Source organism: Streptomyces sp. ISL-100 (assembly GCF_018614615.1).
Taxonomy (GTDB): domain Bacteria; phylum Actinomycetota; class Actinomycetes; order Streptomycetales; family Streptomycetaceae; genus Streptomyces.
The window spans coordinates 95,261-116,225 of record NZ_JAGGOK010000046.1 but is presented as its reverse complement, the minus strand read 5'-3'; the positions used below and the strand labels follow the sequence as shown (position 1 = coordinate 116,225).

23 protein-coding genes and 4 pseudogenes are annotated in these 20,965 nt (G+C 70.5%); 10 read left to right on the top strand and 17 right to left on the bottom strand.

Annotated features, from left to right (window positions below; translation table 11 throughout):
- Both J7E89_RS21000 and J7E89_RS20995 read left to right on the top strand, forming a co-directional pair.
- A pseudogene (locus tag J7E89_RS21000) lies at window positions 1–242 on the top strand (hypothetical protein); the annotation flags it as partial.
- 15 nt (window positions 243–257) lie between these two features.
- Window positions 258–1,022: a DUF4239 domain-containing protein gene (locus J7E89_RS20995; protein WP_214975774.1), complete on the top strand. Its 765-nt coding sequence runs from the start codon at window positions 258–260 to the stop codon at window positions 1,020–1,022.
- 18 nt (window positions 1,023–1,040) lie between these two features.
- On the opposite strand, the gene J7E89_RS20990 is transcribed toward J7E89_RS20995, so the two are convergent.
- A complete protein-coding gene (locus J7E89_RS20990; RefSeq protein ID WP_214975772.1) occupies window positions 1,041–1,442 on the bottom strand; it encodes a hypothetical protein in 402 nt (133 codons plus the stop codon).
- A 177-nt stretch (window positions 1,443–1,619) separates the two neighbouring features.
- On the opposite strand from J7E89_RS20990, the gene J7E89_RS20985 reads away from it, so the two are divergent.
- On the top strand, window positions 1,620–2,171 hold the full coding sequence (locus tag J7E89_RS20985; protein ID WP_214975770.1) for a hypothetical protein: 552 nt from the start codon (window positions 1,620–1,622) through the stop codon (window positions 2,169–2,171).
- 99 nt (window positions 2,172–2,270) lie between these two features.
- On the opposite strand, the gene J7E89_RS20980 is transcribed toward J7E89_RS20985, so the two are convergent.
- Window positions 2,271–2,756: a hypothetical protein gene (locus tag J7E89_RS20980; protein WP_214975768.1), complete on the bottom strand. Its 486-nt coding sequence runs from the start codon at window positions 2,754–2,756 to the stop codon at window positions 2,271–2,273.
- A 310-nt stretch (window positions 2,757–3,066) separates the two neighbouring features.
- Between J7E89_RS20980 and J7E89_RS20975 the strand changes: the two genes are divergently transcribed.
- A complete protein-coding gene (locus tag J7E89_RS20975; RefSeq protein WP_214975766.1) occupies window positions 3,067–3,729 on the top strand; it encodes a class F sortase in 663 nt (220 codons plus the stop codon).
- Window positions 3,730–3,766: 37 nt separating this feature from the next.
- Here J7E89_RS20975 and J7E89_RS20970 read toward each other — a convergent pair whose 3' ends face one another.
- The gene (locus J7E89_RS20970) at window positions 3,767–4,615 is read right to left on the bottom strand and encodes a polysaccharide deacetylase family protein (protein ID WP_214975764.1); all 849 of its coding nucleotides are present in this window, start codon (window positions 4,613–4,615) and stop codon (window positions 3,767–3,769) included.
- Window positions 4,616–4,702: 87 nt separating this feature from the next.
- On the opposite strand from J7E89_RS20970, the pseudogene J7E89_RS20965 reads away from it, so the two are divergent.
- Together J7E89_RS20965 and J7E89_RS20960 are read left to right on the top strand one after the other, a co-directional pair.
- Window positions 4,703–4,872, top strand: a pseudogene (locus tag J7E89_RS20965) (universal stress protein); the annotation flags it as partial.
- A gap of 132 nt (window positions 4,873–5,004) precedes the next feature.
- Window positions 5,005–6,002, top strand: a pseudogene (locus J7E89_RS20960) (amino acid permease); the annotation flags it as partial.
- Here the strand turns inward: J7E89_RS20960 and J7E89_RS20955 are convergent.
- From J7E89_RS20955 to J7E89_RS20935, 5 genes are all read right to left on the bottom strand, one after another.
- A complete protein-coding gene (locus J7E89_RS20955; protein WP_251060860.1) occupies window positions 5,980–7,944 on the bottom strand; it encodes a recombinase family protein in 1,965 nt (654 codons plus the stop codon). The pseudogene J7E89_RS20960 and the gene J7E89_RS20955 overlap by 23 nt on opposite strands.
- 90 nt (window positions 7,945–8,034) lie before the next feature.
- Window positions 8,035–8,214 (bottom strand): hypothetical protein, encoded by a 180-nt coding sequence (locus J7E89_RS20950; protein WP_214975760.1) that lies wholly within the window; start codon window positions 8,212–8,214, stop codon window positions 8,035–8,037.
- A gap of 63 nt (window positions 8,215–8,277) precedes the next feature.
- The gene (locus J7E89_RS20945) at window positions 8,278–8,856 is read right to left on the bottom strand and encodes a WhiB family transcriptional regulator (protein ID WP_214975758.1); all 579 of its coding nucleotides are present in this window, start codon (window positions 8,854–8,856) and stop codon (window positions 8,278–8,280) included.
- Complete coding sequence (locus J7E89_RS20940; RefSeq protein ID WP_214975756.1) at window positions 8,844–8,996, bottom strand: hypothetical protein; 153 nt, start codon at window positions 8,994–8,996, stop codon at window positions 8,844–8,846. Before J7E89_RS20940 ends, J7E89_RS20945 begins: the two co-directional genes overlap by 13 nt.
- 56 nt (window positions 8,997–9,052) lie before the next feature.
- Complete coding sequence (locus J7E89_RS20935) at window positions 9,053–9,271, bottom strand: hypothetical protein (RefSeq protein ID WP_214975755.1); 219 nt, start codon at window positions 9,269–9,271, stop codon at window positions 9,053–9,055.
- Between the two features lie 68 nt (window positions 9,272–9,339).
- On the opposite strand from J7E89_RS20935, the pseudogene J7E89_RS20930 reads away from it, so the two are divergent.
- Window positions 9,340–9,789, top strand: a pseudogene (locus tag J7E89_RS20930) (APC family permease); the annotation flags it as partial.
- Window positions 9,790–9,948: 159 nt separating this feature from the next.
- Here the strand turns inward: J7E89_RS20930 and J7E89_RS20925 are convergent.
- Complete coding sequence (locus J7E89_RS20925; RefSeq protein WP_214975753.1) at window positions 9,949–11,115, bottom strand: CapA family protein; 1,167 nt, start codon at window positions 11,113–11,115, stop codon at window positions 9,949–9,951.
- Window positions 11,116–11,387: 272 nt separating this feature from the next.
- On the opposite strand from J7E89_RS20925, the gene J7E89_RS40985 reads away from it, so the two are divergent.
- Both J7E89_RS40985 and J7E89_RS20915 read left to right on the top strand, forming a co-directional pair.
- Window positions 11,388–11,930 (top strand): sigma-70 family RNA polymerase sigma factor, encoded by a 543-nt coding sequence (locus J7E89_RS40985; RefSeq protein ID WP_308315548.1) that lies wholly within the window; start codon window positions 11,388–11,390, stop codon window positions 11,928–11,930.
- Window positions 11,931–12,166: 236 nt separating this feature from the next.
- A complete protein-coding gene (locus J7E89_RS20915; RefSeq protein ID WP_214975749.1) occupies window positions 12,167–12,628 on the top strand; it encodes a hypothetical protein in 462 nt (153 codons plus the stop codon).
- Here J7E89_RS20915 and J7E89_RS20910 read toward each other — a convergent pair.
- The 6 genes from J7E89_RS20910 to J7E89_RS40980 all read right to left on the bottom strand — a co-directional run bounded on the left by J7E89_RS20910 (window position 12,604) and on the right by J7E89_RS40980 (window position 17,490).
- On the bottom strand, window positions 12,604–13,848 hold the full coding sequence (locus tag J7E89_RS20910) for a sensor histidine kinase (protein ID WP_214975748.1): 1,245 nt from the start codon (window positions 13,846–13,848) through the stop codon (window positions 12,604–12,606). The two genes, J7E89_RS20915 and J7E89_RS20910, sit on opposite strands and share 25 nt — an antisense overlap.
- Window positions 13,845–15,563, bottom strand: a complete 1,719-nt coding sequence (locus J7E89_RS20905; RefSeq protein WP_214975746.1) for a cation acetate symporter — start codon at window positions 15,561–15,563, stop codon at window positions 13,845–13,847. Before J7E89_RS20905 ends, J7E89_RS20910 begins: the two co-directional genes overlap by 4 nt.
- A gap of 7 nt (window positions 15,564–15,570) precedes the next feature.
- Window positions 15,571–15,987: a hypothetical protein gene (locus tag J7E89_RS20900; RefSeq protein WP_214975744.1), complete on the bottom strand. Its 417-nt coding sequence runs from the start codon at window positions 15,985–15,987 to the stop codon at window positions 15,571–15,573.
- A 39-nt stretch (window positions 15,988–16,026) separates the two neighbouring features.
- Entirely contained in the window at window positions 16,027–16,305 is a 279-nt protein-coding gene (locus J7E89_RS20895) for a hypothetical protein (RefSeq protein WP_214975742.1), read from the bottom strand.
- A gap of 164 nt (window positions 16,306–16,469) precedes the next feature.
- Complete coding sequence (locus tag J7E89_RS20890) at window positions 16,470–17,231, bottom strand: LytTR family DNA-binding domain-containing protein (protein ID WP_214975740.1); 762 nt, start codon at window positions 17,229–17,231, stop codon at window positions 16,470–16,472.
- Between the two features lie 61 nt (window positions 17,232–17,292).
- Window positions 17,293–17,490, bottom strand: a complete 198-nt coding sequence (locus J7E89_RS40980; RefSeq protein ID WP_308315546.1) for a zf-HC2 domain-containing protein — start codon at window positions 17,488–17,490, stop codon at window positions 17,293–17,295.
- A 175-nt stretch (window positions 17,491–17,665) separates the two neighbouring features.
- Here J7E89_RS40980 and J7E89_RS20880 point away from each other — a divergent pair, with 175 nt between their 5' ends.
- Complete coding sequence (locus tag J7E89_RS20880) at window positions 17,666–18,358, top strand: zf-HC2 domain-containing protein (protein ID WP_214975736.1); 693 nt, start codon at window positions 17,666–17,668, stop codon at window positions 18,356–18,358.
- 325 nt (window positions 18,359–18,683) lie between these two features.
- Here J7E89_RS20880 and J7E89_RS20875 read toward each other — a convergent pair whose 3' ends face one another.
- Window positions 18,684–19,544, bottom strand: a complete 861-nt coding sequence (locus J7E89_RS20875) for an Fpg/Nei family DNA glycosylase (protein WP_214975734.1) — start codon at window positions 19,542–19,544, stop codon at window positions 18,684–18,686.
- A 14-nt stretch (window positions 19,545–19,558) separates the two neighbouring features.
- Window positions 19,559–20,905 carry a wax ester/triacylglycerol synthase family O-acyltransferase gene (locus tag J7E89_RS20870; protein ID WP_214975732.1) on the bottom strand — a complete coding sequence of 449 codons (1,347 nt, stop codon included), beginning with the start codon at window positions 20,903–20,905 and terminating at the stop codon, window positions 19,559–19,561.
- Window positions 20,906–20,965 lie beyond the last annotated feature (60 nt).

Here is a 20,965-nt window from a genome sequence, read left to right as displayed (position 1 = left end):
CTCCGCCACCGGCGCCCGCACCACCGCCGCCGCCTCCTCCCGCCCCCAAGCCCTCTCCCACCCCCAAGCCCAGTCCGTACGCCCGGCCGAAGCCGCCCTCCCCCACGCCGGTAGCCATCCCCGTGTACCGGCAGGCGACCCGCAAGGAGCCCCACAACGGCCCGTCCCTGGTCTCCCTCACCCTCTTGGTCACGGCCCCGGCGGTATTCGCCGCCGCCGTGCTGCGCCCCCGTTCCCGCTAGCCGACGGAGCCTTGAATGTCGGAATGGCTCGTTCTGAGCATCGCGATGGCGGCCGCCTGCGCGGTCGTCCTCACCATCACGGTCATCAACCACCGCCGCGTCGGCGATGACGACGACCCGTCCGAGACCCCGGACGTCATCGAGTACATGACGATGATGATCGGCGTGGTCTACGCGATCGTCCTCGGCCTCGCCATCGCCGGCGTCTGGGAGGGCCGCGGCGCCGCACAGGAGTCCGTACGCCAGGAGGCCCAGGCCCTGCATGAGATCAGCGCCCGCTCGGAGGTCTACCCCGCCGAGGTGCGGGCCCGTATCCGCGGCGATGTCGACGCGTACGTCACGTACGTCGTCAACACCGAATGGCGCCACATGGCCGACCACGGCAGTCTGACCGAGCGCGGCACCGAACTCCTCGACCAGTTGCGCCGCGAAGTCACCGACTACGTACCGAAGACGGACCACGAGGGGCAGGCCTACCAGCCGCTGGTCGACCAGGTGGCCGCGGTGGACGACGCCCGGGGCGCGCGCGGCGCGGGCGCGGAGGCGACCATGCCCGGCGTCGTCTGGTTCGGCCTGATCACCGGAGCCCTGGTCGCGGTGGGCCTGATCTTCACTCTCCAGATCCGCCGGACCGGACGCGAGCTGCTCCTGGCCGGGCTCTACAGCGCCCTGATCGCGTTCCTGCTCTTCCTCATCTGGGACTTCGACGCCCCCTTCGGCCGCGGCCTCTCAGCCACCGCCACCCCCTTCCTGGACCTGTTCCCGAACGCGTCGAAATAGACGAGCACCAGCGACGGACTACGCCCCCACCGCGCCCGCGCCGTTCGCACGCCAGGTCGCGTCGGCGGATTCCAGGAAGGCCGCGAAGGCCTTCGCCCGGGCCAGCGTGAACATGATCGTGTGCGGGTTTCCGGCTGTCTGTCCGGACGGCCGGGCGGCGAAGCCCCGCAGCGGCCCGGGGTCGGATTCCGTCGCGAGGAACACGTAACCGTTCACGAGGAGCGTCGGTTCCTTGCTGACGATCCGCACCACGTCGGCGAGGGCCACGGTGGCGTCCTTGTTCCCGCCCAGCTTCGCCAGGCGGCTCCGCCTGATTTCGACGCGGTCGTGGTGAAGGGTCGCCGTGGCCAGGTAGCCCTTGAATACCAAGGGCTGCCAGGGCGGCGGCCGCAGTGCCGGATCTTCGCTGAAGCTGCGCATCGGCCCAGTGTGGCGGCTGATGGCGGGCCACCGGGTGGCTTACCCCGATACCCCATTTGCGCGACTGTGATCGCGCGGCGCCGTCGCCGCTCCTAGCGTTCGGGTTATCGAGGTGCATTTCCTGCCATGTGTGGATAAAGATTCCGCCGCTGCCCCTCGGGACCCGGAGGATTGACCATGCGCGCGATACGTCTCGCATCGGCCGCCGCGCTCGGCCTCAGCGTTCTCTCGCTCACCGCCCCGGCAGCCTCGGCCGTCGGCAGCAAAGTCTCCCCGTTGGTCGGTACCGCCACGCCGTCCACCATCGCCCCCGGCGGACAGGTCACGCTGTCCCTCTCGGGGTGCGAGGGCGAAGCGGACGCGTCTTCGGCCGTGTTCGACGTCGTCAGGATCTCTCAGGGTCGCCCGGCGACCGCCACGGTCGACTGGGACGCGAAACGTGGGGCCATGTACAGGGTGACGTACACCTGTGACGACGGTCGGCAAACCACCTCGCAGCTCACCATTGCCGGCGCCCGGCCGAGGCCCACCTTCACCACGCCTCGCCCGACCGTGACCACCACGGCCACGGCCACCCGCTCCCCCGCCGGCCCCGCCAGGGGTGGCGTGGGCGGCAGCCAGGACGGGATGAACGCCGGGGAGATCGCCGCGGGTGCGGCGCTGGTCGTCGCGGCCACCGGGGGCGTGATCTTCGTTCTGCGCCGGCGCGCCGGCAGCCGCCAGCACTGACGAACCCGGAGAAATCGCGGCCCCGGCCGCCCGAACGCCCGTTGCCCCGCGTCCTGGTCAGGACGCGGGGCGACGGGCGTTCACACAAGCAGGAGGTGCTCAGAACTCGGCGCGGTTCAGGCGACGCCTGCGTGCGATGAAGAGGCCACCACCGACGGCCGCCACGGATACGAGACCGGCCCCGACCTGCATCTCCGTGTCGGAGGGGCCGACCGATCCGCCGATACCGACGTTGGCGCCCCGGCCCGCGACGACCCGGAACTGGTGCGTGACGATCCTGGGGTTGTCGTTGCACTTGACGGCCAGGTGGTAGGTGCCGGGAGTGGCGTTGTGCCTGATCTTGGCGGTGGCGTACGACGTGGTGTCACTCGCCGGAAGATGGGCGGTCCGCTGGAAGACGTGGGACGACACAGTGCCGCCATGGCCGCACCCGGAGGCGCTGACCGTCAGCACACCGCCCTGGTGGACCCTGAACGGGTTGACGTTGACGTTGCTCGGACCGTTGGTGGCGGCGGCGATCGGGGCGGCGAGACCGACCGCCGCGCAGGCAACCGCGGTCACCAGGCAGGCGCGTGAAGCACGCATCGTAAAACCTCCACGGGACGGCGCCCCGGAGCGGTGCTCCGGGAAGATCGACGAGAACGCCTCCCAGACGAACACTTACCGACCGGGGCGATTAACGCATTTCGGGACTGGTCCACCCCGGTGAGGCGACACGCCGGTGCGGCGCGCCCGGATCTAACGGAGCCGCAGGTCACACACCGTCAGATATCTTGTACGACGAGTTACCCGGATGGGGTACCCGGAGGCCGCCCCGCCACCCGTTCGCCCCTCACGTCTCGCAGCCCCCACCCCGCGCGCTTAGCGTCCGTACAGACGCGTCGAAGGGAGCACCATGGGCCAGGAGTACACAGGCTCCGAGCCGAGAAAACGCTCGCCGTGGGGGGTCCTGGCCCTCGCCATGCTCACCGGACTCGCCCTGATGCGAAACGGCGCCGACGTGTCACTCGGCCCCCCGCAGCCCGCATCGGCCGCCTCCCTGAACAGCCGCTCCGACGTCGTCGGCACCGAGAAGGTGCGTCGCACCTCCGTCCAGCCTCTGCCGTACGCCCCGGCCTCCCGGATCCGCCTTCCCGACATCCACGTCGACGCGCCCATCGTGGACGTGGGACTCGACGCGGAGGGCTGGATCGACGCACCGCCGCCGCAGGACCCCAACCTCGTCGGCTGGTACCAGAACGGCATCGCGCCCGGCCAGCGCGGCACCTCGGTGATCGTCGGCCATGTCGACAACTCCGCCGGGCCCGCCGTGTTCTACAACCTGGGTTCGCTCAAGAAGGGCCACCGCATCCAGGTGGTCCGCTACGACGGCCGCGCCGCCGTCTTCGAGGTCTACGGCGTCGAGGTCTTCTCGAAGGAGGACTTCCCCGGCCCCAGGGTGTACGGCGACCTCGGCAGGCCCGAGCTGCGCGTGATCACCTGTGGCGGCGGCTATTCGAAGAGGGCCGGCTACACCGGGAACGTCGTCGTCTTCGCCTCCCTGGTCGACACCCGCTGAACAGGCGGCGCCCAGGGAGGCGGTTCGGGTACGGCACTTACCCCCGCAGCGCGGTGCTCGGCGCCGTGATCCGGTAGCCCGCGTCCAGCAGCTCAGGCAGGTACGTCCGCAGGGCCTCGACGCTCTGCCGCCGGTTGCCCCCGGCGTCGTGCGAGAGCACCACCACCCCCGGGCCCGCGCCGCGGCGCACCCTGCGGATGATGGCCGCGGTGCCCGGCTCGCGCCAGTCCAGGGTGTCGAGGGTCCAGGCGAGCGGCTCCATGCCCAGCTCCGCGCCGATCTCGAAGGAGCGGCGGTTCCAGGCTCCGTACGGTGCGCGGTACCAGTCGGGGGCGTGCCCGATGGTCCGCTCGACCACGTCGCTCGTACGCCCCAGCTCGGCGCGGATGCGGTCCGGCGACAGCCGCGGGATCAGCGGATGGGACCAGGTGTGGTTGCCGACGACATGGCCGTCCTCGGCCATCTCGCGCAGCAGGTCCCGGTTCTCGACCGCCATCCCCCCGCACACGAAGAAGATCGCGCGCACGTCGTAGCGCCGCAGCGTCCGCAGGATGTCCGGGGTGTAGCGCGGGTCGGGCCCGTCGTCGAAGGTCAGCACCATGCTGCGGCCGATCCCGCCCATGCGCAGGAAGGGCCTGCGGCGCACGGGGGGCCGGGCGGGTCTGAACTTGGGCGGGGTGTACGCCGTCATGGGCCGCAGCCGGTACGCCGAGAACCTAGCCGGCGCCCCGGCCTGCGGTCCTGCCGCCGGGGGCGGGCCGGAGGGATAGCGTCCCGGCGTCTGGGCCGCGTCCGGGCCGAGGAACCGCACGGCGGTGGCGGCCCCGAGGCAGGCGGCGAGGCGCAGCATCGCTCTGCGCCCCGGATACATCTGATCCTTTTTCATGACTAATAGCTCGCACGGCCGCAGGCCCCTGAGCCCGACCCACACCGGGCAGCGGGCGCCGAAGTACCCGATGGGACGAGCCGGTCCGTGCCGGACAGCGGCCCGAAGGTGATCGTCGCCGGCCTGGACGGATCCGGTTCCTCGCTGCGTGCCGCGGCGTACGCGGCGGGCCTCTGCCCGGCGGCAGAACGCGCTGCCGGCGCTGGATCTACGTACAGCCGCTGATGCCGGCCGGGGCCGCGCTCGGGATGCCGGTCACGGTCGTGCCGTAACCGAAAACCGGGCAAGCGGAGGAAGACGCCACTTGGCGTACGACACCTTTCGTCACAGCCGCACCTGAGCCATCATGAGCCGCCATCAGCCGACAGTCGTCTGCGGAGGTACCAGCCATGGCCGGACCGCGGATGGGGCAGGGCGTACTGCGCCGCAAGCCCATCGAACAGATCGAAGAGGGCGACGCGAGCGAGCGGCTGACCGGAACTCTCGCCCTCTGGCAGCTCACCGCGATCGGCGTCGGCGGCATCATCGGCGCCGGCATCTTCACCCTCGCCGGTACGGTCGCGAACGGTACGGCGGGCCCCGCCGTCCTCATCTCCTTCCTCATCGCGGGTGTGGCGAGCGCGGCCGCCGCCTTCTCGTACGCCGAGTTCGCGGGAATGATCCCGAAGGCCGGTTCGGCGTACACCTACGGCTATGCGGTCCTCGGTGAGCTCGCGGGCTGGTTCATCGGCTGGGACCTGCTGCTGGAGTACACGGCGATCGTGGCGGTGGTCGCGATCGGCATCTCCGGCTACTTCAACTTCCTGATCGAGGACATGGGCGCCGAGCTGCCCAACTGGATGCTGGGCGCGCCGGGCACCGGGGACGGCCACCGTGTCGATCTGTTCGCGGCGGTGCTGTGCCTGTTCGTCGCGTACTGCTGACGCTGGGCATCAAGAGCGCGGCGCGCTTCGAGACGGTCGTGGTGGTGCTGAAGGTCCTGGTGGTGCTGCTGGTGATCGTCGTCGGTTTCTTCCACGTCAGCACCAGCAACTACAGCCCCTTCTTCCCCTTCGGTGTCGGCGGTGCCTTCACCGGCGCTGCGACGGTGTTCTTCGCGGTCTTCGGGTACGACGCCATGTCGACGGCGGCCGAGGAGTCCAAGGACGCGCAGCGGCACATGCCGAAGGCGATCATGTACTCGCTCGCGATCACGATGGTGCTGTACGTACTGGCCACCCTGGTGCTCACCGGCATGCAGAACTACACGGAGGTCGACCCGGAGAGCGGCTTCTCGACGGCCTTCCAGTCGGTGGGGCTCGACGCGCTCGCGGATGTGATCGCGGTGGGCGCCATCATCGGCATCCTCACCGTGATGTTCACCTTCATGCTGGGTGTGACACGCATGCATCCAAGTGAACATTGTTTCCGAGCAGCAGTTCCGGCATGACCCACAGACGGATGTGGGTGGGCGGGATCGGCGTGGGGTCGAACGGCTCGGCGCCGGGCAGGCCCTTCAGGCGCTCCATCACGGCGGGCCAGACGCCCGTCATCCACCCAGCGTTGACCTTCCGCAGCGCTTGCCCGTCTCCGTACTCCTTGGGCAGCTTGCCCCAGGCAACCCCGGTGCGGACCTTCTCCAGCATCCCCGCCAGGGCCCGGCGGGCATCCCGCCCCGGTGCCGGCGGGATGACGTCCTTCACGCGCTCCCATGCCTCGTCGGTGAGCTCCGGCACCTGGTATTCGTTCTCTCGGAACCAGGCGATCAGCGAGCACCGTACGCCCGCCTTGCCTTGCGGAGCCGACGCCGTGACGGTCACCTCGGCTTCGAGCAGCGTCAGCAGCCGGGCTTGCTTCTCCAGCGAGAGGCGCCCGAAGCGCTCCTGAGCAGCCTTGGCGAGCTTCATCAGGTCTTCGGCCCTCATGGTCGTCTCCGTGGCCTCCTTCTGCCACTGGGCGGTGTCCGCCCGCAGTTTCTCCAGGCCGGCCAGCTGCTTCTTCAGTGGCCGGACGGCGTCAATCGCCTCCTGAGCGGCTTCAGCCTCGTCCAGGCCCCGGTCCAGCGCTTCACCGATGGCCACGGCACGGGTGACCTTGACGGTCTTCTTCTGCCGCTCGATCTTGGTGTCGAGTTCCTTGATCCGGTCCTCGAAGTTCACGTCCCGCTGGGCGGCCATGCCGATCCAGGCGGCGGCCACTCGCTCCAGGCGGTCAAGGTCGCTCAGGGCTTCCTGGACTCTGCGCCAGACGTCCTTCTCCATCGCTTCGGCCGGCACCAGCTTGCACTGGGGACCGCCCTTGTTGCAGCGGTACTTCGGGCTGCGCTTCCCAGTGGGATTCCATCCCGTGTACGTACCGCCGCAGAGGCAGGTGAACCTGCCGCTGATGGGATATGCCCGCCCTCCGTTCAGAGCAGGCCCCTTGGCGGCCATCAAGCAGGCCGCCTTCAGCTCCTCTCGCTCCTGATCCGTGAAGACGGGGGGCAAGTCGATGACGACCTCTTCGCCATGCAGCGGCTTGCCGTTGCGGTCCAGCTTCGCCTTGCTCTTCTTGCGAAAGACCTGTTGGGCATGCAGCAGCGCGTCTCCGGTCAGGACGTTGCGGAGGTTGTTACCCGACCACGGAACACCGCTGCGGGTGAACAGGCTTTCTGCATTTAGAAGGTCGGCGGCCTTGTCCCAGTTGCGATGTTCGACGAACAGCACGCGCCCCCGTTTGGCGACGGGGAGTTCGTGACGCTCCCGGCACCCTTCGCCGTGCCCGCAGACGTCGGGCACGAGCCGACTCTCTCGCTTCTTGCCCATGTTCTCAACGCGGTAGGCGAACGGAACGTAGCCGCCCGTGTATCCGCCGTCTTCGGCGTGCTCCTGGACGCCGCCCTGTGTGCGTGAGCGGATGCGCGTGTACTCCTTGAAGGCAAAATTCGCCTCCTCACGCATCTTGTCGCGGCCCTCGTCCGTGGTGTTGTCGATGTCGAGCTTGGCGTCGGCCACGAAGACCCCGAGGTCTTCGAGCTTCCATACCCACGGGTAGTAGGCCCGGTCCGCGCGGCCGATGGCCCGACCCTCGGGGACTACGACCACGTCGAAAGGTCGTGGCGTCTGCTGCGCCATCTCCATGAGCCGATTGAGATCTTCCCGCTCCGTCCAGTCCAGAGAGCCGGAAACCCCTTCGTCAGCGAAGGTGGTGATGTATGCCCAGTCCTTCTTCTCGATGTACCGCCTGGCTCGCTTCTCGCCGGCTTCGATGCCGTAACCCTTGGCCTGTTCCTCCGTGGAGACCCGGGCGTAGATCACGGCCCGGAGCTGGCCGGGTCGTACAGCCTGCTGCGCCACATCGATGGCGCTCATGAGAATCTGGGTCACGTCAGCCCCTTCGCGACTGGCAGTAGGCCCCGGTTTGCGCCTGGCCGCGCTGCCGGGGCCGCCTCTATGGCGGCATTATGTCGCCCTCTCGACGTCCTCGGGACCAAACAGGATCTCCAACACCTCCCGGTAGACAGCCGGGTTGGACTCCGCAACCACGAGAGTGATGTCGATCTTCGGGTCCGGGTCTATTGCGAAGTGCTCCCTGAGCCACTGGACGGCCAGCTGGCCGTCCACGGCTTTGCCGTCCTGCATGGCTCCTCCTTCCCGCCCCACAAGGGCGGGGTCACGCCGCGGTGCTACAGCGGTGCGGTTCGACTACGTCATGCCGGTAGCAGTGGCGGCCCATGTGGCGCCGCAGAAGCCCGGGCGAGCCGGGAACGCCATCCGTACGGGCAGCGCTGCTGGCTCGGGGAGCGGAAGGTCGACGACCTTCGGCGTGGAAGCGGGCTGGGCCATGAGGTGCTCGACGTACGAGTCCACGAGGAAGCCCCCGGCGGTGGGCCGTCTCCCCGACTGAAGGCGGATCTCGCTCCAGCTCACCCCTGCCTTGCGCAGGCGGTGGATGTGCTCACCCCAGGCCAGGATCTGGTCCCTGGGCCAACGCCGGACGTTCCGGACGAGCTTCCTGCGGAGCAGTGACCGCTGGTGATGGTCGAGCCCTCCCCAGACGCCGTACTCCTCGCCCAGGGTGTCCCTGCGGCACTCCTGGAGCGCCGGGCACTGAGCGCAGATTTCCTTGGCCCGGTCCCACATCCTCTCGGCGTGCGCGCTCGGGGGCGAGGCGGGCAAGCCGCCGTCAGCAAAAAAGTACGGCCAGTCCTCCACCCGGCATATGGCCCTGGGCGCCCAGCGCCTCTCGGGGTCGTACAGCACGAGCCCTCCTATCTGTTCCATGCGACCACGAAGATGAGGCCGATCACGGCGCCGGTCAGGCCGCCGGCTACGGACGACAGCACGTCATTCAGGGACCACCGCCACTCGATGAGGCGGAGGCGGCCGGCGATGGCTGCGAAGAGCTGCTTGGTTCTGGTCATGTCGTCCTCTCAGGAGCAAATGCAGTGCACCCGCTGGCAGTAGGGACATACGGGGATCAAGTCGTCTCCTCGCGCTTTCTCAGGGCCCGGTATCCGGCCTTGCTCCGCTCGGCCATGACGCCGCGCTGGTAGGCGAGCTCGAAGTGGGGGAGCACGGCCGCCAGGACGGCGTCACGGACCTTGTGGACGCCCTCTGTGCCGCCGCAGTCCACATGCAGTCCGATGGCGCACTCGATGTCTCCCTTGAGGTCCAGACGGCCTTTGTCGCGGGGCATTTGGGCCTCCAATGCGAAGAGCCACCGCGGTTGGCGGTGGCTCTGTCGGTGTTCTTGCTGGTCAGGCGGCCACGCGGGTGTGGTTCTCGATGAGCCGCGACGGGCTGCTGCCGCACTGGTTCGCCAAAACCCACCCGACCCGGCATGTGCCGGTCCGGGTGACCTGGATCGTGGGAGTCGCGTCGGCGCTGATCGCCGGATTCCTGCCGATCGGCGAGGCGGCCGAACTGACCAACATCGGGTTCCTGTTGGCCTTCGCCGTGGTGTGCACCGCCGTGATCGTGCTGCGCTACCGGCAGCCGGACCTGCCGCGCAGCTTCCGCACCCCCGGGATGCCGTTGGTGCCGGCGATCGGGGTGGTGTCCTCGATCTGGCTGATCACCTACCTGGCGTGGGAGACGTGGCTCCGCTTCGCCGTGTGGTTCGCGCTCGGCCTGGTCATCTACTTCGCCTACTCATACCGGAAGTCGGCGCTGGCGAAGACCCCTCCTGCGGTGGAGCCGCGCGGCAAGGAGTAACGGACGTCCTACCCTGCGGGGCATTCCCCTACCCGCCCCTTCCCGCTGTGACACTTTGCGGCTCCGCCGCGTGGGGGCTCCGCCCCAGACCCCGCTCCTCAATCGCCGGACGGGCTCCTTTGGAGCCCGTCCGGCGATTGAGGACACGGTCGGCCGGGGCTACTGCCCCATGACCAAGCCCCCCTTGCCCGCGCCGCGGCTCAGCACCACCTTCCGGATCCGGTCCCGTACGGCTGAGTGGTCCGCACCCCCCGCGATCGCCGCGTTGAGATTCACCACCCGCCCCGCCTCCGTGTCGAACCACTGCGGAATGAACTCCGCCTTGCGCACCACCCACCGCTCCCCCGCCCGCGCCGGCGGCGCGAAGGTGAAGCGGCCGATCGCGCCCTGGTTGCCGCGCGGGTCGTGCGCGCCCGAGTGGTTGACCATGGGACCGGCGATCTGGTCGCCCATGCCATAGATGATCCAGGTGCCGTTGACCTTCTCGTACGCCTGCGGGACATGCGCGTGCGTACCGAGGATCAGGTCGATGTCGGGCCGATCGTCCGTCTTGGACGCGGTGAGCGCCTTGCCGAGCTGCAACTGCTGGTCGTCCGGCGCGTCCTGCCACTCCGTGCCCCAGTGCAGCGATACGACGACCACGTCGGCGCCCGCCTTCCGCGCCGCCCGCGCGTCGGCGACGATCTTCTCCTGGTCCATGAGGTTCACCGCCCACGGCCGCTCCTCCGGCAGCGGGTAGCCGTTCGTGCCGTACGTGTACGCGAGCTGCGCGACCTTCGCGGTCCCGCCCTTCAGCCAGGCCGGTTCCCGCGCCTCGGCCTCCGCCCGGGCCGAGCCCACGTGCTTGATGCCCGCCTCGTCGAGCGCGCCGAGCGTCCTGTCGATCCCGTCGGCTCCCGCGTCCAGGCTGTGGTTGGAGGCGGTGGAGCAGGAGTCGTAGCCCGTGCTGCTCAGCCCCTTGGCGACCTCGGGAGGGGACTTGAAGTTCGGGTAGCCGGTGTACGGGCCGCCGTCCGCGCCGTACACCGTCTCCATGTGACAGATCGCGAGGTCCGCCTCGGAGACGACCGACTTGGCGCCCACGAGCATCGGCGCGAAGTCGTAACCGCTGCCGCCGGCGTCCCCTTGGGCCTGCCGGATGATCGAGGCGTGCGGCAGTACGTCGCCCGATGCGACCAGGGTGAAGCCCCGCTGCTCGCCGTCCGAGCCACCCGCGACATCCGGGTCCGGCAGGGGCGTCGCCGTCGGCAGTCCGGAGCATGCGGTGACGCTCCCGATCAGCAGCGCGGCCATGGCCGACATCCCTTGCAGCTTTCGTTTCACCATCAGACCGACTTCCAGCTTGTATGACTTTTGGTGAATTGAATCCATACGGGGGACTTCGGGAAGTCAAGGGACGCGGCCGGTCCCGTCACCGGAACGGACGCGCGGTCGCGACCGTTCGTCGCGCCATTCGTCGCACCGTTCGACCGCTCACCGCACGGCCCCTGCCGCCCGTTCGGCCGCCGCCTCCCGCACCGCCGCGCATCGGGCGGGCGGCGGATATCTTCGCCGCCGTCCGGCCATCGGCCACCCGGTCTCCCGAAGGGGCGTCAACGGTGACTTCCTCCGCTTCCCCGCTCAAGCAGCACACCGACGAACGAGCCATCGCCGACCTTCAGCGCGAGCACGGCAGGGCGCTGTTCGGCTTCCTCCTGGGCCTCACGTACGGGGACAGCCAGCGCGCGGAGGATCTCCTCCAGGAGACTCTGGTACGGGCGTGGCAGCACCCGGAAGCGCTGGCGAGCGACCACGACTCGATGCGCCCCTGGCTCTTCACGGTGGGCCGCAGGCTCGCGATCGACGCCCGCCGCGCCCGCCGCGCCCGGCCGCACGAAGTCGGCGACGACGTACTGGAACAGTCCGCGCTCCCCGACGACGACGTGGAACGCTCAGTGACCGCGCTCGATGTCCGGGAGGCCGTCAGGGCGCTGCGCGGAGAGCACCGCGAGGTGCTGACGCAGGTCTACTTCCGCGGCCGGTCCGTGGCGGAGGCGTCCGAAGTGCTCGGCATACCCGCGGGAACGGTCAAGTCCCGTACGTACTATGCTCTGCGCGCCCTGCGAAAGGTGCTTCCCGGGTACGGTCGCGACGCCGCCTGAGGCACCTTCGTCCCACCCGCCCCGCAGGTCAAAATCTTCACCCTCCGTACCCGTGCAGAGCAGGCCGATTTCGAAACCTCAGCGTCAAGTTGAGTAAAGACGGCACGCTGTGCGTCTGTGAGAGTGAAGGCTCGGCGGTGCCCCGAAGAAACAGAACAGATCCGTCCGGGAGAAGGTGGAGTGCTGTGCTGCCCGAGAGTACGAATGGCACCAGCGGAGAAAGGCTCGCGGTACCGATGGCTTGGCTGTACGCCGAGTACATCGCCGACGAGCTGCTCCGCACGGGCAATCTGATCGCGCCCGGCACGATCGAGTTCCGGGCCGGCCGGGAGACCCTGGCGCTCACCATCTATCTGTCCGACAGCTCGGACGAGCTGTCCGGCATCCGCGTCGTCTCCAGCCTCGACGAGTGGCTTTCGCTCACCGCGTACGGTCACCCCTGGGAGACGTGGGTACGGGAAGGGCTCGCCGACCGCACCGCCACCGACAGCCGCCGGGAAGAAGCCAGCCCGGATCTCGAACTGGCCCTGGCCTCATGGCGATGGCTCAGCGGGACGGAACTCCTCGCCACCGATCTCGGCGGCGCGATCCCCTCGCACCAGGCGGCGGATCTCGGCGTGGACGAGAGCGATCGGGTGTGGACCCCGGCCTGGCAGTTGGGCCTGCCGCTCGGTCATCTCGCCATCCACCTCTTCTGATCACGGTCGCGTCCGGCGGGCGCCGACGAGTGCACTCCCGCGCGGTACTTGGGAAACCGCAGCGTGATCTTCATGCCCGCGCCCACGCCCGTCTCGATCACGAGGCCGTAGTCGTCCCCGTACACCTGGCGCAGCCGGTCGTCGACATTCGACAGGCCGATGCCGGACGACGAGGTGTGCTCACCCGCGAGGATCTGCCGCAGCCGTTCGGGATCCATGCCGACACCGTTGTCCTCGATGACGACCACGGCCTCGGCGCCGGCGTCCTGGGCGGCGATGGTGACCTTGAACTCCTCCCTGGAGTCCTCGAGGCCGTGCTTGACGGCGTTCTCCACGAGCGGCTGGAGACAGAGGAACGGCAGCGCGACGGGCAGCACCTCGGGGGCGACCTGGAGGGTCACCTTGAGGCGGTCGCCGAAGCGGGCCCCTGCCAGCGCCAGGTACTGCTCGATAGAGCGCAGCTCGTCGGCGAGGTTGGTGAAGTCGCCGTGCCGGCGGAAGGAGTAGCGGGTGAAGTCGGCGAATTCGAGGAGCAGTTCGCGGGCACGCTCGGGGTCGGTACGGACGAACGATGCGATCGCGGCGAGCGAGTTGAAGATGAAGTGCGGCGATATCTGGGCGCGCAGGGCGCGGATCTCCGCCTCCACGATCCGGGTGCGTGAACGGTCGAGCTCGGCCAGCTCCAGTTGTACGGACACCCAGCGGGCCACCTCGGTGGCCGCCCGGACCAGCACCGCCGACTCCCGTGATCCGTACGCGACGAGCGCGCCCAGCACACCCTCCTCGCCGGTCAGCGGCGCGATCACGACCCACCGCAGCGGGCACTGAAGGTCGTCGCAGTCGCTGCGTACGCTCTGGCTGCGCCCGGAGTCGAGCATGTCCCGTACGCGGCGCATCACCAGTTCCCTGTGGTGATCGCCGCCGGGCCCGTCCCAAGCGAGCACGCTCTCGCGGTCGGTGAGGCACAGCGCTTCGGTGCCGAGCAGGGAGCGCAGCCGGCGGGCGGCCTTGCGGGCGGTGTCCTCGGTGAGGCCGGCGCGCAGCGGGGGCGCGGCGAGCGAGGCGGTGTGCAGGGTGTGGAAGGTGGCGCGCTCGACGGGCGTACCGAGGTCGAGGTCCTCGCCGCGGCCGTGGCGGGCGGTGACGCGGCCGAGGACGATGCCGGCGGCAAGGAGTACGGCGCCCGCGGCGGCCAGCGAAGCGATTTCTATCCCGGTCATCGTTCCACTCCCATGAGGTCCTCCGGCAGGTGCAGCCGGGCCAGGGTGGCGGCGGTCCCGGCAGGTATACGCTCACGCGTCGCCAGCGACACCAGCACCATCGTCAGGAAACCGAGCGGCACCGACCAGACCGCGGGCCAGGCCAGCAGCGAGTGCGACCAGCCGTCCGCCGGCAGTCCCGCCCTGGTCGCCATCACCGCGGTCAGCGCCGCGCCGCCGCCGACGACGAGCCCGGCCACCGCGCCCGGCGGCGTGAGCCCCCGCCACCAGATGCCGAGCACGAGCAGCGGGCAGAAGGAGGAGGCGGACACGGCGAACGCCAGGCCCACCGCGTCGGCGACCGGCACATTGACCGTCACGATGCTCAGGCCGAGCGGCACCGCCATCGCGAGGACGGTGGCGAGCCTGAAGTGCCGTACGCCCCGGGACGGGAGGACGTCCTGGGTGAGGACACCCGCGACGGACATGGTGAGCCCCGACGCCGTGGACAGGAACGCCGCGAACGCCCCGCCCGCGAGCAGCGCCCCGAGCAGGTCGCCGCCGACGCCGCCGATCATCCGGTCGGGGAGAACGAGAACGGCGGCGTCGGCCTCGCCGGTCAGGGACAGCTCGGGGGCGTAGATCCGGCCGAGCGCGCCGTACACCGGGGGCAGCAGGTAGAAGGCGCCGATCAGGCCGAGGACGACGAGGGTGGTGCGGCGGGCGGCGGTGCCGTTGGGGCTGGTGTAGAAGCGCACGGCAACGTGCGGCAGGCCCATGGTGCCGAGGAAGGTGGCGAGGATCAGTCCGTACGTCGCGTACAGCGGATGCTCCTCGCGGCTGCTGGCCAGCGGCTGGGACCAGCTGGACGCACCCGTCCGCTCGGCGCCCGCCTTCTCGGGGACCTGGGCGTGCGCGGGAAAGCCGAGCTCCGTACCCGCGCCGATGCGGTGGACGCCCGCGTCGAGGGCGACCGGTTCGCGGTCGTGGCGGCGGTCGTCGACGGTCCCGGTCACGGTGACGCGCAGCGGCCGGGCGAGGTCGATGCGTACGGTGTCGTCGATCGTTACGACCGTGTGCTCGCGGAAGGTCGCGGGCTCGGCGAACCGGGCGCGCGGCGCGTCGTCCCCCAGCCACGCGACGACGAGGAAGAGGGCGGGAACGAGCAGTGCGGTGAGCTTGAGCCAGTACTGGAATGCCTGCACGAAGGTGATGCTGCGCATCCCGCCCGCCGCCACCGCCCCCGTCACGACGAGCGCCACGACAAGGCCGCCGACCCAGTCGGGTGCGCCGGTGAGTATCTCCAGGGTCAGGCCCGCGCCCTGGAGCTGGGGCAGCAGGTAGAGCCACCCGATGCCGACGACGAAGAGGCTGGCGAGCCTGCGGACCTGCGGCGATTCGAGGCGGGCCTCGGCGAAGTCGGAGAGGGTGTACGCCCCTGAGCGGCGCAGCGGGGCGGCCACGAGGACCAGGAGGACGAGATACCCGGCGGTGTAGCCGACCGGGTACCAGAGCATTTCGGGGCCCTGGAGGAGAACGAGTCCCGCGACGCCGAGGAAGGAGGCGGCGGACAGGTACTCGCCGCTGATGGCGGCGGCGTTGAGGCCCGGCTTGACGCTGCGGGAGGCGACGTAGAAGTCGGAGGTGGTCCGGGATATGCGCAGGCCGAGCCCGCCGATGAGCACGGTGGCGAGCACGACGACAGTGACGGCGGCCACGGCGTACGCCTGGTTCACAGTGCGGTCAGCGCCCTTCGACGAGCTTGCTGAACGCGCGCTCGTTGCGCTCCGCGCGCCGGACGTGCCAGCGGGCGATCAGCCACATGACCGGGTAGACCGCCACGCCGAGCACGACCCAGACGAAGGGCGCGGGCGACGGCAGGTCGGAGGCGGAGAAGACCTCCGGGAGCGAGAACAGCAGCGGCAGCGAGCCGACGAGCAGCACGAGCGCCCCCAGCGAGATCAGCGCCGTTCGCAGCTGGCTGCGCATCAGGGAGCGTACGTACGTCGCACCCAGGGTCGTCTGCTCGGTGATCTCGGAGCGCGCCGGGGCATGTCCGGGGGGACGCCGGGCGCTGCGGGGCACGCCGGTGACGGTTTCGCGGCGGGGCGGTGGCCGATCTGGGGACGGTTGATCCGGGAGCGGCTGATCTGCGGACATCGGCGCGAGTCTACGCAGCGGTGATTACGGTCGGTAGGGTCAGCGGGAGGGCTTTTGGCCGCTTCGGCCGCAGTCGTTCAGCGCGAATTCCAGCTCGACGTACGATTCCTCGGCCCTGCGGAAGGCGATCTCCAGGGCGGCGGCGGTGCGCGGACCCGCGATGCTCTGTGCGGACTCCCGCACCTCGTCCAGCACATCCGCCCAGCGGCCCGCCGCGCTCTTGACCCTGGTCAGCAGCGCTTCGAGGTCGCGCGCGTCGGACGGCCGGGTCGGCGGCAGACCGCGGAGTTCCTCCAGCAACGCGTCGAGTTCGGACATCCGGGCTCCTTGTGACGGGTGGCCCGACCGAGCGTAGGCGGTGCGCGGGGGCCGTACGGCCGTCAGCGGATCAGGTGCGGCAGGCGGCAGCTGTACGGCGGCGAACGGCGGCCCGGGGCAGGTCAGCGGTCGGCCGTCAGCCGTCAGCCGTCAGCGGTCGGCCGTCAGCCGCGTGCCCGGCGCATCAGCAGGTCACGTAGTTCGCGCGCGTGGCGGCGGCTCACCGCGAGTTCGGCGTCGCCGACGCGTACGGTCGTCGCCCCCGCGTCCAGCCGCAGTTCGTCGATGCGGCCGAGGGCGACGAGGTGGCGCCGGTGGATCCGGACGAAGCCGCGGGCCGCCCAGCGTTCTTCCAGGGTGGAGAGCGGGATGCGTACGAGGTGGCTGCCGGCGGGCGTGTGGAGGCGGGCGTAGTCGCCCTGTGCCTCGACGTACGCGATGTCGTCGATCGGGATGAAGCGAGTAACTCCGCCCAGTTCGACCGGGATCTGGTCGGCGGCCGGGGTCTGCGACGGGACGGCCGGCGGGGGGCTCGCGTCGACCTGGTCGCAGACGCGGCGTACGGCTTCGGCGAGGCGTTCGCGGCGTACCGGCTTGAGGACGTAGTCGACGGCCTTCAGGTCGAAGGCCTGGACGGCGAAGCCCTCGTGGGCGGTGACGAAGACGATGAGCGGCGGGCGGGCGAAACCGGCGAGGAGTCTTGCGACGTCGAGGCCGGTGAGTCCGGCCATGTGGATGTCGAGGAAGACGACGTCGATGGCGTCGTCGCCGTCCGGCCCCGCGTCGAGTGCGCGGTTGATCCGGCGGAGGGTCTCGGTGGCGTCGGTGGCCCCTTCGGCGCTGCTGACGCGGGGGTCGGCGCGCAGCAGGTAGAGGAGTTCCTCCAGCGCCGGTCGTTCGTCGTCGACAGCCAGTGCACGCAACATGGTCCGGAGTGTAGGAGCAGGTCGGGTGACCTGGACATACGGGTCCGGTTCGCGACTGCCTTCAGACGTCCTCGGGGCCCGCCGCCAGATCGTCGGCCGAGAACAGCGCGAGCAGCGTGGCGGCGTCGGCCACTTCGAGGTAGGCGGTGCGGCACAGGTCGCACTGTCCGAGGTGGGAGGCGACCTCCGCGTCCTCGCCGGCCGGCAGTGCGTCGAGGACGTACGCGCCCAGCAGCAGCTCCACATGCCCACCTGTCACCCGCACATTCTGCGGGGACCGCACCGCGCCCCACAAGAACCTCTGGACGACGCGGGAATCCGGTGGAATCCGGCGGGATCCCCTGTTCGCGTGAGCAGAAACCCCATGGATTGCGTACCTGAGGATGACCGGTCGGTTACCCCACGAACCACGCGAGACCCCTAGGAATTGCCCCATGAGCACGAACCAGCGGCATCGGGACGTCGGAGCGTACGCGCTCGGCGTCCTCGATCCAGCGGATTCGTTCCGCTTCGAGGAACATCTGGCCGACTGCGCGACGTGCGCCGTGCGGCTCAGCGAGTTCGCCGCGCTCGAGTCGACGCTGGCCGCGTACGCCCATCCCGGCGCCGGCGTAGTACTGGCCGAGAGGCCCACGCCCGGGCTGCTGGACCGGCTGCTCGACAGGGTGGAGGCCGGGCGCCGGCAGCGCGGCAGGCGCCGGATGCGGCTGGTCGCCGCGGCGGCTGCGCTGATCATCGCCGGTCCGGCGGCGGCGCTGGCCCTTCAGCCGGGGGCCGCCGACGGCGACGGCGACGGCACGGTGCAGCGGTACGCCGCCACCGACCCGGCCTCCGGCGTCTCGGCGTCGGTCGCCCTGAGGGAGCGCGGCTGGGGGTCGGGGGTGGGCCTCGAACTCGCGCGGGTCAAAGGCCCGCTGACCTGCGAACTGATCGCCATCGGCAAGGACGGTGAGGAGCAGACGGTCACGACCTGGGCGGTGCCGGAGGGCGGTTACGGCATGCCGGGCGTCCCGGGCCACGAGGAGCCACTACGCACAGAAGGCGGCGCGGCGCTGTCCGACACCGAGATCGACCGCTTCGAGGTCCGCACGCTGGACGGAAGACGCCTGGTCACCATCGAGGCGTGACGCGCGAGGCACGGTTGCGCGGCCTCCGGCCTCGCTTGTCCTCAATCGCCGGACGGGCTGTATGCGCGCGGCGGAAGGATTACGCCCGCGCGGGACGCACGCTGCGGTGCCGACCCGAACGCACGATGCGGCGTGTGGCGGCCGCGCGGGGCGGCCGGCGCTGCCCGGCCCGACGCACATGCCGCAGCCCCGGACGCACGGCGACCGTACCGAACGCACGATGACCGTGCGGGGCGCACGGTGCTGCGCCCGACGGCTGGTGCCCGTACCGGACACACCGTCCGCGTGCGGAACCGCACGCACCATGGCGCCCGCGCCACCGGCGCTACTTGAGCAGCCGCGACAGCCTGCGGTCCGCCAGCGGCTTGCCGCCCGTCTGGCAGGTGGGGCAGTACTGCAACGACGAGTCGCTGAACGACACTTCGCGGATCGTGTCGCCGCAGACCGGGCAGGACTCCCCCGTCCGGCCGTGGACCCGCAGCCCGCTCTTCTTCTCCGCCTTCAACCGCCCCGCCGCGACGCCGCGCGTGCGCTCGACGGCCTCGGCGAGGGTAGCGCGCAGCGCCTCGTACAGGATGGTGATCTCGTCCTCGGACAGGTTCGCGACGGGCTTGAAGGGTGACATCTTCGCCGCGTGCAGAATCTCGTCGCTGTACGCATTGCCGATTCCGGCGATCAGGCTCTGGTCGCGCAACGCGCCCTTGAGCTGCCGGCGTTCCCCTTTCAGCAGCTCCGCGAACCGGTCGCGCCCGAAGCCCTCGGCCAGCGGATCGGGGCCCAGGCGCGCGATGCCCGGCACGTCTGCCGGGTCGCGTACGACGTACACGGCGAGGCTCTTCTTCGTGCCGGCCTCCGTGAGGTCGAAGCCCGCGCCGTCCGCAAGGGCGACGCGCAGCGCGAGCGGCCCCTTGCCCGGGCGCGGCGGTTCGGCCGGCAGGTCGTCCTTCCAGCGGAGCCAGCCCGCCCGGGCGAGGTGGGTGACCAGGTGCAGACCGCCCGCGCTGATGTCGAGGAACTTGCCGTGCCGGCCGACGGCGGTGACCGCGGCGCCTTCCAGCGCCGAGGGCGGCGGGTCGTACGTCTTGAGGACACTGACCGCGACCGGGACGACCCGTGCGATCTCCCGGCGGACCAGGTGCTCGTCGAGGAACTCCCTCAGCGCTTCGACTTCCGGCAGCTCAGGCATGTACCCAGCCTGCCTCAGCCCGTGGCGGCCCGCAGCAGGGCTGCCAGCTCGTCGGTCATGCTCCCGGCCAGCCGGTCCAGGTCGGGGACCGCCTTGGCGTCCGCGACGAGACCGACGTGCACCTGGCCGCCGTACGTCGTCAGGGCGACGGCCAGGGACTGACCGCGCGCCAGCGGCGCCATCGGGTAGATCGCGCGCAGCGGGCTGCCGCCCAGGGAGAGCGTGGAGCGGGGCAGCGGCACGCTCGTGACGAGTACGTCGAAGAGCATGCGGGCCGCGTTGCCCGCGATCGGGGCGCCGAACCGGTGGGCGAGCGGCGGGAGGTGGTCGGCCAGTACGGCGACCGCTCCGGCGCCGCGCCCCGGCCCCTCGGCCTTGTTGCGGTCCATGGCCCGGCGCACCGAGGCGAGCCGCGCCCAGGCGTCGGGCTCGGAGACGGGCAGCCCCACGAGGTACGCCGAGAGTTTGTTGCCGGAGGCCGCGCCGCTTCCGGGACGGCGCCGGGACACCGGCACCAGGGCGCGCGGGTCGGCGCCGGGCAGCGGTTCGCCGCGCTCCAGCATCCACCGGCGCAGACCGCCGGCGACCACGGCGAGCAGCACATCGTTCGCTGTCCCGCCCGCCACCCTGCGGATCTTCAGCACGTCGTCGAGGGAGAGCACGGCGGTGCCGAGCCGACGTGTGCCGCTGGACCCCGCCGCGAAGGCACTCGCCCCCCACAGATCGAACCTGCTGGCCCGCATCACGGACGCGCCGATGCCGACCGCCCGGCCCACCTCCTCGAGCCGGTCGCGGGCAAAACCCACCACCTGGTGCGGCCCCGGCAGCCAGGACCGGGGCGGCACGCTGCGCTCCCGCCGGGCGCCCGCCGCCCGCGCGCCCGCGATCTGGTCGAAGATGCCGGCCCCGATGGCGACGGCGCGCATGCCGTCGGCCAGGGCGTGATGCAGCTTGACGAGTACGGCGAACGTGCCGGACTCCGCGGCGGTCAGGACGTACATCTCCCAGGGCGGCAGGCCGCGTTCGAGCGGCTGTTCCATCAGTTCCCCGGCGATGTGGGTGGCGTGGGCCTCGAAGCCGCCGTCGGGGAGCCTGATCTGCCGGACGTGGCGGCGTACGTCGAAGTCCTTGGCCGCGGACCAGGCCGCGCCGCCGATGGGCAGCAGGACGGCGCGTACGCGCATTCTCAGCCGGGGGATCGCGGCGGCCCGCTCGGCGAGCAGCTTCGCGACTGACTCACCGTCGACCTTGCTCTCGCCTCCGCCCTCGAAGAAGGCGAGCGCGCCGAGATGCATGGGATGTTCGGTGGATTCGAGGTGCCAGAACGCCAGGTCAAGAGGTGCCAGAAGCTCGGTGCTCAATGAGCCCTCACGTCGTCGGAGGCCGGTGGAGAGCCGCAGTCAATCCCGAACGGTCGGTTA